The following is a 13,287-nucleotide window of genomic DNA, read 5'->3' as shown; positions in this document are numbered from 1 at the left end:
TCGAAAAATTTCTATCGTCCTTTATATCAAAGGGAAGTGGTGGGGCAAAGGGAATCGCATAGATAGAGTGCGACATTGCGTGTTTTATCGACATTTTGGCGATAATTCAAATTTGAAGAAAAAATTGACGCAAACGGTTGCTTTTGGTGTTACATCACAAAAACAATTACTATATAATGCGCTCGCAAAGGAGAGGTGGAATCGGTATAAGTTCGGGTTGTCAAGCCTAAGTGGCTGAATTTATTCCAATATCACCTTAATCAATTGCATAAGAGACCTAAGCACATGAGAATTTTGCGTGGCTCCCCAGCTCTTTCTGAGTTCCGTGTTAATAAACTATTGGAACTTTGTCGTGAACAAAATCTGCCTGTAACCGGCATTTACGCCGAGTTTATGCACTTTGCGGATCTAAAATCTGACCTTGATAACCAAGAGTTAGAAAAGCTTGAAAAGTTGCTGACTTACGGTCCAACGATCGAAGAGCACGAGCCTGAAGGTCTTCTACTTCTTGTTACGCCTCGTCCTGGCACTATTTCGCCTTGGTCTTCTAAGTCTACCGATATTGCTATCAACTGTGGTCTGGACAAAGTTAAACGTCTAGAACGTGGTACAGCGTACTACGTAGAAACCTCAGTGACACTGTCTGATGCTCAAATCAACACAGTAAAAGCTTTAATTCACGATCGCATGATGGAAACGGTGTTTACTGAACTTGAAGCCGCTTCTGCACTATTTACTGTGGCAGAGCCAGCTCCAGTGGCACACGTTGATATCCTGGCTGGTGGTCGTCTTGCGCTTGAAGAAGCAAACGTTTCACTTGGCTTGGCGCTAGCAGAAGATGAAATTGATTACTTAGTAGAGAACTTCACTAAGTTAGGTCGTAATCCAAACGACATTGAGCTAATGATGTTTGCGCAGGCGAACTCAGAGCACTGTCGTCACAAGATCTTTAATGCAGACTGGACTATCGATGGCGTAGACCAAGAGAAGTCTCTGTTTAAGATGATCAAAAACACATTTGAAACGACGCCAGACCACGTTCTGTCTGCTTACAAAGATAACGCAGCAGTAATGACAGGTTCTAAAGTGGGTCGTTTCTTCCCAGATCCTAAATCTCGTCAATACACTTACCACCATGAAGATGCGCACATCTTGATGAAGGTAGAGACGCACAACCACCCAACGGCTATCTCTCCATGGCCAGGCGCATCAACCGGTTCTGGTGGTGAAATCCGTGACGAAGGCGCGACCGGTATCGGTGGTAAACCAAAAGCGGGTCTGGTTGGTTTCACAACGTCTAACTTACGTATCCCTGGCTTTGAACAGCCTTGGGAAACCGACTTTGGCAAGCCTGGTCGTATCGTAAACGCACTGGACATCATGCTTGAAGGCCCTCTGGGTGGCGCAGCATTCAACAACGAATTTGGTCGTCCAAACCTATTAGGCTACTTCCGCACCTACGAAGAGAAAGTGACTTCCCACGCGGGTGAAGAAATTCGTGGTTACCACAAGCCAATCATGATTGCTGGTGGTATGGGTAATATCCGTGACGAACACGTACAGAAGAAAGAGATTCCAGTTGGTGCAAGCCTAATCGTACTTGGTGGTCCGGCAATGAACATCGGCCTTGGTGGCGGTGCTGCATCTTCAATGGCGTCTGGTCAGTCTGCAGAAGACCTGGATTTTGCTTCAGTACAGCGTGAAAACCCAGAGATGGAACGTCGTTGTCAGGAAGTTATCGACCGTTGTTGGCAGTTAGGTGAAGAGAACCCAATCGCATTTATCCACGATGTGGGCGCGGGCGGTATCTCTAACGCACTTCCTGAGCTTTGTGACGACGGCGAGCGTGGCGGTAAGTTCCAGCTACGTGATGTACCAAATGATGAATTGAGCATGAGCCCGCTGGAAATCTGGTGTAACGAATCTCAGGAACGTTACGTTCTTGCAGTTGCGCCAGAACATATGGAAGCATTCGATGCAATCTGTAAGCGTGAGCGTGCACCTTACGCAGTGGTTGGTGTGGCAACAGAAGAACGTCATCTGACACTAGAAGACTCTCACTTCGACAATACGCCAATTGATATGCCAATGGATATCTTGCTTGGTAAAACACCGAAGATGCACCGTGAAGCAACGACATTGAAAGTAGATAGCCCAGCGATTACACGTGACGGTATTGAAATCAACGAAGCGGCAGATCGCGTACTTCGTCTTCCAACGGTTGCTGAGAAAACGTTCCTGATTACTATCGGTGACCGCTCAGTAACAGGTTTGGTCGCTCGTGACCAGATGGTTGGTCCTTGGCAGGTTCCTGTAGCGAACTGTGCAGTTACGGCGGCAAGTTACGACACATACCACGGTGAAGCGATGTCGATGGGTGAGCGTACTCCGGTTGCTCTACTAGACTTCGGCGCGTCTGCTCGTCTGGCGGTAGGTGAGTCTCTGACTAACATTGCTGCGACTGACATCGGTGATATCAAACACATTAAACTGTCTGCTAACTGGATGTCTCCAGCAGGCCACCCAGGTGAAGATGCAGGTCTTTACGAAGCAGTGAAAGCGGTGGGTGAAGAGCTATGTCCAGCGCTTGGTCTGACAATTCCAGTTGGTAAAGACTCAATGTCAATGAAGACCAAGTGGGAAGATAACGGCGAGAGCAAAGAAGTCACTTCACCGCTATCACTTGTTATCACTGCGTTTGGCCGTGTAGAAGACGTGCGTAAGACAGTAACGCCTCAGCTTCGTACACCTGATACCTTGGAAGGACTAGGCGAATCTTCACTTGTTCTTGTTGACCTGGGTAACGGCAAAAACCGTCTGGGTGCAACAGCACTGGCACAGGTTTACAAGCAACTTGGTGACAAGCCTGCAGACGTAGACAACGCAGAGCAGCTAAAAGGCTTCTTCGATGCAATGCAAACACTGGTTCGTGATGACAAGCTTGTTGCTTACCACGATAAAGGTGACGGCGGTCTATTCGTTACTCTTGCTGAGATGGCATTCGCGGGTCACTGTGGTGTGAAAGCGAACATCGAAGGTCTGGGCGACGATGCACTAGCAGTTCTATTTAACGAAGAGCTGGGTGCAGTTATTCAGGTTAAGAACGAAGATCTGGACTCAGTATTGGCAACGCTGTCAGCGAATGGTCTGCAAGCATGCTCACACGTGATTGGCTCTGTTGAAGCTTCTGATAACTTTGTTATCACTTCTGGTGATGCAGTTGTGCTTGAGCGTTCTCGTACCGACCTTCGTGTTATCTGGGCAGAAACGACGCACAAAATGCAGGCTCTACGTGATAACCCAGCGTGTGCAGACCAAGAATTTGAAGCGAAGAAAGATAACTCAGATCCAGGTCTGAACGTATCACTAAGCTTTGATGTTAACGAAGATATCGCAGCACCTTACATTGCAAAAGGCGCGAAACCTAAGATGGCAATTCTTCGTGAGCAAGGTGTTAACTCTCACGTTGAGATGGCGGCGGCGTTTGATCGTGCTGGTTTTGAAGCAACCGACATCCACATGAGCGATGTTCTGACAGGTCAAGCGGTACTGGATGAGTACCAAGGTCTTGTGGCTTGTGGTGGCTTCTCTTACGGTGACGTACTCGGTGCGGGCGAAGGTTGGGCGAAGTCTATCCTGTTTAACGCACAAGCTCGAGAGCAGTTCCAAGCGTTCTTCAACCGCGAAGAGACTTTCTCTCTAGGTGTGTGTAACGGTTGTCAGATGCTTTCTAACCTGAAAGAGCTTATCCCGGGTGCAGACTTGTGGCCACGTTTTGTTCGCAACGAGTCTGAGCGTTTTGAAGCTCGCTTTAGCCTGGTAGAAGTACAGAAATCGGATTCTGTATTCTTTGATGGCATGGCTGGCTCTCGTATGCCTATCGCGGTTTCTCACGGTGAAGGTCGTGTAGAAGTACGTGATGGTGAGCACCTGAACGCAATTGAAGCATCAGGTACGGTAGCGCTGCGTTACGTCGACAATAACGGTAACCCAACGCAACAATACCCGAACAACCCGAATGGTTCGCCAAATGCAATTACCGGTCTGACAACGGCTGATGGCCGTGTCACCATTATGATGCCTCACCCAGAGCGTGTATTCCGTACGGTTGCAAACTCTTGGTCTCCAGAAGGTTGGGGTGAAAACGGTGCTTGGATGCGTATGTTCCAAAACGCACGTAAGAACATCGGTTAATTCAGTTTTTATAGAGACTGTATATAAACCGCAAAGCGCAGATCGAAAGATCTGCGCTTTTTGTTTATCCAATAAAAATTCTCATCTACAGTTAAAAAAATCGCGCAAAGATGGGCCAATTATGCTCTAATACCGCGCTTACCAAGGGATGGTGTTAAACAGCTTAGTTGAAGTTATCAAGTTGACCGAATCCCTCAAATCCCTAGGAAATGAAATAAATGTCAAAAAATCAAAAGTTTGCTATCCGCGTATCTGAAAAACGTAACGGTTGGAGCGCAGAGATCACTCGCCAAGTCACTTCTCGTAAGACAGTGGTATCAAAACGTGAAACTGGCTTTGAAAGTGAAGAAAAAGCACAAGCTTGGGCTGAACAAGAGCTAGCTGGCTTTGTTCAAAACCAAGTGGTTCGTAATGAGCGTAAAGCTGCACAACGTCAAGAGCGTGAAGCAGAGCAACTTGCTGCTAAAGTTCGTAAAGAAGAAGCTCGTAAAGCGCGCGACGCTGAAGCAGAAGCTGACGAAGAATAAGACTTCGTATCCGACGAGTCTATGTCGGTAATTCTGAGTGGTATAAAAAAGCCCGGCTATCTAAGCCGGGCTTTGTCGTTATTAAATTCTCTCACCATTACTGAGCGTCGAACGGTATTTGCCCTGTAGTGACTTGGTCAAGATCATACTCGTTCAGTCCCTCAATGTAGTTTTCTATCGCTTGACCGAATTCGCTATCCTCTTGCTTGAAGTAAGACAAGTGGAAAATCGCATCACCTTCATTGACTAACGGCAGAGTGTGTTGGCCAATGACCAGGCCACTTTTGGGTGCTTTAAGCTCTAACTCATCGTGCCCAAGCGGCGAACTGATATAGGCGAGCGTTTCACCTCGTTCAACTTTGTCGCCTAAATTCACCACAGTACGCAAAATGCCATTTCCTGGTGAACGCACCCAACTGGTGGATTTAGCGATCACAGGCTCTGGGAATTTTTTGCGGCTTGCTCTTAACATGCCGATTGCCTGCATGACTCGTCGAATGCCAAGAACGCCAGCACTAATTGAGAATGGATCAAAGCGTAATGCCTCGCCAGCTTCGTAGGTGAGGACGGGAATATCGCACTTTTCAGCCTCACTGCGTAAAGACCCATCACGTAACGCTGAATCGATGATCACTGGGGTGGAAAAGGCTTTCGCAATTCGCAGTGTTTCTGGGTTACTCAGGTTGGCACGAATTTGGGGTAGGTTGGTACGATGAATCGCACCAGTGTGTAAATCGATAATATAGTTACAGCGTTTGGCGATGTTATTAAAGAATCCATAAGCCATACGAGATGCCAGTGCACCTTTTTCACTACCTGGGAAACAGCGGTTTAGATCGCGTCGGTCTGGCAAATAACGAGATTTATGGATAAAGCCGAATACATTCACTATTGGGACTGCAATGACCGTGCCTTTCAGTTTTTGTGGATCCAGCTGGTTAATCAGCTGGCGCACGATCTCTACGCCATTGAGCTCATCGCCATGAATTGCGGCGTTAACCATCAGCACTGGGCCCTCTTGTTTCCCATGAATGATTTCTACGGGAATCGATAAAGGAGAATGGGTATACAGCTGTGCGGCTTCGAATTCGATCTCCAATCGCTGACCTGGTTGGACTTCATATCCGAGTAACTCAAAGGTTTTGCTTCTTTTACTTCTGACCATAAAACCATCTCTTTCCAATAGTTTTCTAACAATGTAACAATCACGTCATAATCAAACTAATCATTTTGATTAAGGATACGACAAATTATTTTTATTACCGAGAGTAATAAGCCCTGTGTGAGATTTATGTTGTAAATATGACGCCACTTATAAGGGTTATATCTGGCTGGCTTTATATCTTAATAGATAACCATTTTCTAGCTAACTACTTGAGTCTTAAAAGTAATAATAAAACTTTTAGACACAAAGTTTGTCTTTGTTCGCCATTTTTATTTCGCTAATATCCGCGCCGGATTTTGACCGAATAAACTCTACCTTGAGGTTTTAATGAAAAAGGCAATGGCTAAAATTGGCGTAATGACTGCTGTGGCAGTTGCGCTTTCAGGTTGTGTGGGCAGTAATGCAGTGACTGGTTATGTTATGGGCTTTAACTTAAAAGCTGTCGATAACCGTTATGCTCGTGGTGGTCTGAACATGCTTATGGCACCCGTTTATGGTGTAGCGATCGCAGCTGATTATATCGTATTTAACTCATTGGAATTTTGGACAGGTAAAAACCCGTTAAACGGTAAGCCGCATATTTTTGATTCTAAGGTGGACACTTACATTGATGTAAACCACCAATTAGATAAGTCTTTGACAACCGCTCCAATTAGCCCTCTGGCGAATAATCGCGTGATTGAGCAAGGCCAAATGGAACAAATCGACGAAAACACCATTCAAATGGACATTTCTTACAGTAATGGTGACAAAGCATTGTTGACTGGCGTACGTGAAGGCGACTTTGTTACTTACTACATTGATGGTGAAGTGATAGCTAAGACTTCAATGGATGAGTTGGCAGCCTACGCACAAACGCGTGTGTAATCAGCTAGCATTATCTGCAATAAAAAAGGGTGCGATTGCACCCTTTTTTGACTTTATCTTATTTTCACGCAATAAGTGATTATGCTTTTTCAGGAATCGCTTCCAAAAGAGCGACCATTTGATCCCAGAATAGCTGAACGGTATCGATCTTCACTTTTTCGTCAGGAGAGTGAGGGAATTTGATCGTAGGACCAAAAGATACCATGTCCATATTAGGGTAAGGCTCTTTAAATAGGCCACACTCCAGACCTGCATGGATCACCATGATGTTTGGTTTGTGACCGTAGATACCTTCGTACATATCACGGAAGATTGCCATGATCTCTGAATCCGCATCTGGTTTCCAACCCGGGTAAGCACCTGAGAATTCGATTTGAGCGCCAGCCAGTTCCGCAACGGAGTGGAGCATACCAACCACTTGGCTGCGACCTGAATCAATCAAAGAACGGATTAGGCAAAGTACGGTTACTTTGTTCTCTTCGGTGGTGATGACACCCACGTTCAAAGAGGTTTCTACGACACCTTCGATCTCGTCACTCATACGAATAACGCCGTTTGGACATGCATTAAGCGCCGCGATAAAGCGCTGTTGGTCTGCAGAAGCAAACGCTTGAGCGTCGGTTGCAATCTCTTCGTTGAAAGTAACAATACCGGTTTCTACTTTACCTAGCTCTGCTTTCAGTAGCTCAGTGTAGTAGTTGAATAACTCTGCAAGCTTGTCTTGGTTTTCTGCTGGAAGTGCAACAGTAACGAATGCTTCACGAGGAATCGCATTACGCAAGCTACCACCGCGGAATTCAACCAAGCGAAGATCTAATTCTCGAGCGTGACCTGCCAAGAAGCGACCCAGTAATTTGTTGGCATTACCGCGACCTGTGTGAATATCACAACCAGAGTGACCGCCTTTTAAGCCTTTTAGTGTTAGTTGGCGAGTTACAAAGCCTGCTGGGATCGCATCACGGGTGATATCGAAAGTCATCGCACCGTCGATACCGCCAGCACAACCCATGTAGACTTCACCTTCTTGCTCAGAGTCTGTGTTTAGCAGGATCTCACCTTCTAACCAGCCAGACTCAAGCCCGAATGCGCCTGTCATGCCTGCTTCTTCATCAATCGTCAGAAGTACCTCAATCGGGCCATGCTTAATGTCGGTAGAAGCAAGAACCGCAAGACAAGATGCCATACCGATGCCGTTGTCAGCGCCGAGAGTTGTGCCTTTTGCGGTTACCCATTCGGCATCGATGTATGGTTGAATTGGATCTTTTGTAAAGTCGTGGTCCGTGTCTTCGTTCTTTTGTGGCACCATATCGATGTGTGCTTGCAGAACCACGCCCTTTTTATTTTCCATGCCGGGAGTTGCGGGCTTTTTGATGAATACGTTACCCGTTGGATCACGACGAACATCAAAGCCTTGTTCCGTCGCCCAGCCAATAATGAATTGCGCCAGTGCTTCCTCATGTTTAGAAGGATGAGGGATAGAACAAATCTTATCGAAAAAACGCCAAAGTGGGGTAGGTGATAAGGTACTGATTTCGGAATGGAATTCAGACACAGAAAGCTCCTTTTTATCTATATTTCCAGATGTTTTTTGTTAAAAATACATACTGTCAGCATAAAATACTGCTCACATCTGGGTAGTTAGCTAAAGGATACCACCTGAAAAGAGAGACGAGTAGTCGCCGGTACAAGGATTTCTTTCTGTATTGTCACAGTTTATGAATAAGATCCATTACCTAGTATTACTTCCTGGTTGAAAAAGCATCAATTAATGTGTGTCTATTTATAATTGTGTAATTAAATTACACAATGGTTCTTTTTTTGAGCGTGATTGGTGATTTTGTGTGATATTTATCACTAAAATGCTTGTAATTAAATTTCTTGGTGGTATATTTGTAACCATCTTCAGAGAGAAGAAGAAAATGCTCAAAGGATGAGTCCGTTAATCGCCTCCAAGGAACTGAGAATCAACAACTGGATTAATTGATTGAGAAGGTGATAGTTATGAAAGGTTTACCAAGTACAATGTTCTGGAATAGCAAATCTGTATATACCGGTAGCTTTGTATACCCAACAAGCTTTGTATACCCAACAAGCTTTGGCTACTAAATAAGTCGTCATCGCATGTGACTTGAACAGTTTGTTCACCCCTATAATTTGGAATTTTTTTTCAGTAATAGTTCTGACATGATTCGCCGCCACTCAATTTGAGTGGCGTTTTTTTATGTGCATTGCTCTGGTCTGGCTAAAAACTCACCTCTAAGTGTCTATTCCCTTATCGCTTGCCTGTTAATGCGATATCTTGACGTAATACACTTTAAAACTTCCACACAAAATCGGCCTTTCCATGTGAAAGTTTAGAACATCGTTCAGTTTGTACACTTTATGCGTATTTCATCTGAATTTGCTAGTTGTTGTTTCTTAAGCTTTAATTCTTATACGTGTTCAAAACCCTAGTAAATGGGTCTCATATCCTGCAAAAAAATCCATTTAGAGTGAAGATTCTATCTGGAATTTGCTATTTGATAACTTTATAATTCACCCCAATCGATTACGCAACCGTTTACTTTTTACCTTTAACAGGACTCGATAATGCTCGAAAGGCTCTTTAAACTCAGTGAAAATGGCACAAATGTGCGCACTGAGATCATCGCAGGTATTACTACCTTCCTGACCATGGCTTACATCATTTTTGTAAACCCAGCAATCCTGGCTGATACAGGCATGGATCGTGGTGCTATTTTTGTTGCCACTTGCCTTGCTGCTGCCGTTGGCTGTTTCATTATGGGCTTGGTCGCTAATTACCCAATTGCACAGGCTCCGGGGATGGGGCTTAACGCATTTTTCACTTATTCTGTTGTATTGGGAATGGGTTACACATGGCAAGTGGCACTGGCAGCTGTATTTGTTTCCGGTGTTTTGTTTATTCTATTGAGTGTGTTCAAGATTCGTGAATGGATCATCAACTCAATTCCTCACTCTCTACGTACCGGTATTTCAGCGGGTATCGGTCTGTTCCTTGCGTTTATTGCACTAAAAAATGCAGGCATCGTAGTTGATAATCCAGCAACACTGGTTTCGATGGGTAATATCACGTCACTACCATCTGTACTAGCAGCTATCGGCTTCTTCCTGACAATTTCGCTTGTCCACCGTGGTGTGAAAGGTGCGGTAATGATTGCCATTCTTGGTGTGACTGCATTAGGCCTACTTTTCGGTGATGTACAGTGGGGCGGTGTGATGTCGACACCACCAAGTATTGCTCCAACGTTTCTACAGCTAGACTTCTCTGGCTTGTTTGAAGTTGGCATGATCTCCGTTGTGTTTGCTTTCCTATTCGTTGACTTGTTCGATACTGCAGGTACGCTGGTTGGCGTTTCTCAAAAAGCAGGTCTAACCGACGAAAACGGCAACATTCCTCGCCTGAATAAAGCTTTACTTGCTGATTCAACGGCAACTTCGGTAGGTGCTCTACTTGGTACATCAAACACTACTTCTTACATTGAAAGTGTTGCGGGTGTAGCAGCGGGTGGTCGTACTGGCCTAACTGCTGTTGTTGTTGGCGTACTATTCCTACTGGCTCTATTCTTTTCACCTCTTGCAGGTATGATTCCAGCGTACGCAACATCAGGCGCTCTATTTTACGTAGCGATCCTAATGCTGTCTGGCTTAGTAAGCATCGATTGGCGTGACCTAACTGAAGCGTCACCAGTGGTTGTTACTTGTCTGGTTATGCCACTGACTTTCTCTATTGCTGAAGGTATCACTCTAGGCTTTATCGCTTACTCTGCTATCAAGCTATTTAGTGGTAAAGGTCGTGATGTATCGCTCAGTGTTTGGGTGATGTCAGCCATCTTTATCGTGAAATACCTGGTAGGTTAATTCTATTTGGTTCCAAGCCAGTGAGGACATCTGTTCTTACTGGCTTTTTATTTTGATTTTGTTCACCGAAATCGATGTTTCTGCGCTCTATGTGGAGAAATTTGATATCACCATTGGTATTAATATTAGCTTTCGGTAGAATAATCGTTTGCGCTGCTTTAAGCCCCGCCTCAAGTTTCATTTGAGAGCTTAGTGAATATGTCGTTTATCCGTCTTTATCACTGACTATTGGGGATACATATTTTTAAATTATTAGGTTATTACAATGAGTAAAAAATTCATTATCACTTGGGATGCGATGCAGACTTACTGTCGTGAACTGGCTGAGAAGCAAATGCCAGCTGAGCAGTGGAAAGGTATCTGGGCAGTAAGCCGTGGCGGTTTGGTTCCTGGTGCAATTCTGGCTCGCGAGCTGGGCATTCGTTACGTTGATACTATCTGTATTTCAAGCTACGACCATGACCATCAACGCGATATGTCTGTGCTTAAAGCACCAGAAGGTGACGGTGAAGGTTACCTAATCGTTGAAGACCTAGTAGATAGTGGTGATACAGCACGTCAATTGCGTGAAATGTACCCTAAAGCAAAAATGATTGCTGTATGTGCTAAGCCATCAGGCAAAGAACTTCTTGATGACTACGTTGTTGATATTGAGCAAGATACTTGGATTGAGCAGCCGTGGGATATGTCTATCCAGTATGCTGAGCCAGTAAACCGCAAGCAAAAATAATTGCTGTCAAAGAATATTGAGAAATGCCCCTGTTTAGGGGCATTTTTTTTATTATTATGGTAAGCATTGCAAATAGCTAGGGCTCTTCATATGTCGGAAGATATCAGCAAAAACCTGTCTGAAACTTTGTTTGTCAAACACAAGCAAGCCAAAGAAACCTCTGCATTAACTCAGTACATGCCAACCAGCCAGAAAATCCTCGACGAAAGAGAAGAGCTGGGAGACCGTGCTTGGTATCGTCACTTACTTCGTCTGCAGTGGGCATGGCAAGGCGTATCTCCAATAGAGATAGAAGAGGTGCTGTCTAGGATTGCCTCTTCACCGCACTCACGCACTAAAGATGAATGGCTAGACACGGTGATGGGTTACCACAGCGGAAACTGGACATTCGAGTGGATAAAGTTGGGCATGGCGCATCAAAAGCGTTCGGAAAATATGCAAGGGGACGAAGCAGCGGATGAGCTTTTTACGGCGGCGTTATGTTTCAGTATTGCGGGCTATCCGCATTTAAAGAACGACAGCTTAGCGCTGCAGGCCCAGGTATTAGCCAACAAAGCGTATTCGGAAGGGGCAGAGAAAACCCAATACACGATTAAGCAAATCGAAGTGCCGTACCAGAATCGCAAAATTATTGCGAATCTACACCTGCCTAGAACAGATAAGCAGTTGCCCGTGGTAATGGTTAGTGCGGGGCTAGATAGTTTACAAACTGACATGTGGCGATTGTTCCGTAATCACTTCGCACCGAAAGATATTGCCATGCTAACGGTCGATATGCCTTCGATAGGACACAGTTCATTTTGGCCTTTGACCGAAGACTCGAGTTGTATCCATCAGGCGGTACTGAATGAGCTCTATTCGATTCCTTATGTTGATCATCATAAAGTGGGGTTAGTCGGATTTCGATTTGGCGGCAATGCAATGGTTCGCCTTTCATTCATCGAACAAGAGAAGATAAAAGCCTGTGTTGCGATGGGCGCGCCTGTGCACGATCTATTTACCTCTTCTCAAAAATTACAGCAGATGCCGAAAATGTACCTGGACTTATTGGCATCACGGCTGGGCAAAAGCGCGGTGGACATCAACAGTATGGCTGGGCAGATGAAAGCATGGTCGTTGAAAGTTCAGGGCTTTCTAACCAGTCGTCGAACTAAGGTGCCAATTTTAGCGTTAGGTTTGGAAGGCGATCCGGTCTCGCCATACAGTGATAACCAGTTAGTTGCCATGTTTAGCCAGTATGGACAGGCGAAAAAAATCAGTGCTAAGTCAATTTCAAAAGGTTATGAGCAATCCCTCGATTTGGCGATAAAGTGGCTGGAAGATGAATTATTAAGATGACAAACCTTCCCATTGAGTTAAAGTGGTATTTGAACAAATATTAAGCTGATGATAATTAATAACAATAATCATTCTTGAGTATTCACTTTTTATTATGGAAACGGAGATTCATATGTCAGAGACGACTCAGGGGCCAACTCACTTTCGCTTGATGTCTAAGTTAAAGGCGATAGGACCTTACTTACGTGAACCGCAATCAGAAGAAGGGCGCTACTATTTTGATTGTTTGTCGGTTTGCGTTGACGATAAAAAATCACCAGAAAAACGAGAGTTTTGGGGCTGGTGGATGGACTTAGAAGCCATCGAAGGGGGATTTACTGCGAAATATCATATTGGTAAATACAATAGAGAAGGGCAATGGGAATCGGAAGCGTTGCCTAAAAAATCAGTAGAGGAAGTTTACTTAACACAAAGTACTTTTCATCAAAAGCTTGTTGATACCCTCGAAGAACATTTCAAATTAGAGGTTGAATACCACACAGAGTCATTTGACTTTGCCTAATTCTCCCCTTTTCTTCTATTCAAAAACAAAAAGGTGCGTTTTCGCACCTTTTCTCTTGTTAAATCCCGATTTGATTGTTAAAACA

General features: G+C 44.7%; 9 protein-coding genes. 7 read left to right on the top strand and 2 right to left on the bottom strand.

Features of this window, described 5'->3' with window-relative positions:
- Positions 1-285: 285 nt before the first annotated feature.
- Together purL and RXX31_RS15310 are read left to right on the top strand one after the other, a co-directional pair.
- A complete protein-coding gene (purL, locus tag RXX31_RS15315; RefSeq protein ID WP_317590418.1) occupies positions 286-4,194 on the top strand; it encodes a phosphoribosylformylglycinamidine synthase in 3,909 nt (1,302 codons plus the stop codon).
- A 218-nt stretch (positions 4,195-4,412) separates the two neighbouring features.
- Positions 4,413-4,721 (top strand): DUF3622 domain-containing protein, encoded by a 309-nt coding sequence (locus RXX31_RS15310; RefSeq protein ID WP_317590417.1) that lies wholly within the window; start codon positions 4,413-4,415, stop codon positions 4,719-4,721.
- 97 nt (positions 4,722-4,818) lie between these two features.
- On the opposite strand, the gene RXX31_RS15305 is transcribed toward RXX31_RS15310, so the two are convergent.
- Positions 4,819-5,886, bottom strand: a complete 1,068-nt coding sequence (locus RXX31_RS15305) for a succinylglutamate desuccinylase/aspartoacylase family protein (protein ID WP_317590416.1) — start codon at positions 5,884-5,886, stop codon at positions 4,819-4,821.
- A gap of 327 nt (positions 5,887-6,213) precedes the next feature.
- On the opposite strand from RXX31_RS15305, the gene RXX31_RS15300 reads away from it, so the two are divergent.
- Positions 6,214-6,753 (top strand): DUF3332 domain-containing protein, encoded by a 540-nt coding sequence (locus RXX31_RS15300; RefSeq protein ID WP_317590415.1) that lies wholly within the window; start codon positions 6,214-6,216, stop codon positions 6,751-6,753.
- A gap of 79 nt (positions 6,754-6,832) precedes the next feature.
- Here the strand turns inward: RXX31_RS15300 and RXX31_RS15295 are convergent, their stop codons facing one another.
- Positions 6,833-8,305: an aminoacyl-histidine dipeptidase gene (locus RXX31_RS15295; RefSeq protein WP_317590413.1), complete on the bottom strand. Its 1,473-nt coding sequence runs from the start codon at positions 8,303-8,305 to the stop codon at positions 6,833-6,835.
- Between the two features lie 1,037 nt (positions 8,306-9,342).
- Here RXX31_RS15295 and RXX31_RS15290 point away from each other — a divergent pair.
- The 4 genes from RXX31_RS15290 (at position 9,343) to crl (ending at position 13,202) form a co-directional block, all read left to right on the top strand.
- Complete coding sequence (locus RXX31_RS15290) at positions 9,343-10,632, top strand: NCS2 family permease (protein ID WP_317590411.1); 1,290 nt, start codon at positions 9,343-9,345, stop codon at positions 10,630-10,632.
- Between the two features lie 265 nt (positions 10,633-10,897).
- Entirely contained in the window at positions 10,898-11,362 is a 465-nt protein-coding gene (gene tet(34), locus RXX31_RS15285) for an oxytetracycline resistance phosphoribosyltransferase domain-containing protein Tet(34) (protein ID WP_317590410.1), read from the top strand.
- A 90-nt stretch (positions 11,363-11,452) separates the two neighbouring features.
- Positions 11,453-12,700, top strand: coding sequence for an esterase FrsA (frsA, locus tag RXX31_RS15280; RefSeq protein ID WP_317590409.1), 1,248 nt, complete (start codon positions 11,453-11,455; stop codon positions 12,698-12,700).
- A gap of 112 nt (positions 12,701-12,812) precedes the next feature.
- Positions 12,813-13,202 carry a sigma factor-binding protein Crl gene (crl, locus tag RXX31_RS15275; protein WP_317590408.1) on the top strand — a complete coding sequence of 130 codons (390 nt, stop codon included), beginning with the start codon at positions 12,813-12,815 and terminating at the stop codon, positions 13,200-13,202.
- Positions 13,203-13,287 lie beyond the last annotated feature (85 nt).

Origin of the sequence: Vibrio sp. EA2 (assembly GCF_033042495.1) — a bacterium.
Taxonomy (GTDB): domain Bacteria; phylum Pseudomonadota; class Gammaproteobacteria; order Enterobacterales; family Vibrionaceae; genus Vibrio.
This window is presented reverse-complemented; position numbering and strand designations above follow the sequence as displayed.

Coding starts and splice junctions, on each gene's coding strand:
- RXX31_RS15300 (WP_317590415.1), top strand. CDS start 6,214: ATGAAAAAGGCAATGGCTAAAATTGGCGTAATGACTGCTGTGGCAGTT.
- purL (WP_317590418.1), top strand. CDS start 286: ATGAGAATTTTGCGTGGCTCCCCAGCTCTTTCTGAGTTCCGTGTTAAT.
- crl (WP_317590408.1), top strand. CDS start 12,813: ATGTCAGAGACGACTCAGGGGCCAACTCACTTTCGCTTGATGTCTAAG.
- RXX31_RS15305 (WP_317590416.1), bottom strand. CDS start 5,886: ATGGTCAGAAGTAAAAGAAGCAAAACCTTTGAGTTACTCGGATATGAA.
- RXX31_RS15290 (WP_317590411.1), top strand. CDS start 9,343: ATGCTCGAAAGGCTCTTTAAACTCAGTGAAAATGGCACAAATGTGCGC.
- RXX31_RS15310 (WP_317590417.1), top strand. CDS start 4,413: ATGTCAAAAAATCAAAAGTTTGCTATCCGCGTATCTGAAAAACGTAAC.
- frsA (WP_317590409.1), top strand. CDS start 11,453: ATGTCGGAAGATATCAGCAAAAACCTGTCTGAAACTTTGTTTGTCAAA.